The sequence below is a fragment of the Vibrio sp. 970 genome (assembly GCF_033339075.1).
Map to the genome: position 1 here is coordinate 1 of NZ_JAWOTW010000722.1, position 540 is coordinate 540.

Annotated in this window: 1 protein-coding gene; it reads left to right on the top strand. The window is 47.6% G+C overall.

Features of this window, described 5'->3' with window-relative positions; all coding sequences use genetic code 11:
* The coding region (locus tag R7Q11_RS28825) for a sigma-70 family RNA polymerase sigma factor (RefSeq protein WP_225467303.1) at nt 1-540 on the top strand (540 nt) is incomplete at both ends.

Below are 540 nucleotides of genomic sequence, written 5' to 3' on the forward strand. Positions count from 1 at the left end.
CTAACCCACATTATTCAGCAGTGGCAGTCTGGTAATAAACAAGCCGAAAGCGAGCTGTACCAATTCGCCTATTTGCAACTGCGTAAAATCGCCCAACAAGAACGTGAGCGCAACGCCGAAAAATACGGCACCGACAACATGGTATTGGCAGACAGCGTCAACAGCACCACCGCATTGATTCATGATGCTTACCTAAAGATGTCAAACTGCGACATGAGTGAAATCGCCACCAAGCGTGATTTTTTCTTAATGGCCGCTAAAGTCATGCGCCAAATATTGATCGACAACGCTCGCTCACACCAAGCGCAAAAACGCCAACACATCACATTGATGAAGGACGAAGAAGACCGCTTTGAGCAGTTGATCATCATGGACAAAGCCTTAGATAGCTTTAGCACACGCTACCCACGTCAATCGAGCGCTTTAAAACTCAAATACTTGATGGGCATGAAGAACCAGGAGATCAGCGAACTGCTAGAGTGCAGCGCAAGCCTGATCGAAAAAGACCTCAAGTTCTCGCGCAGCTGGCTGCAATCAAGA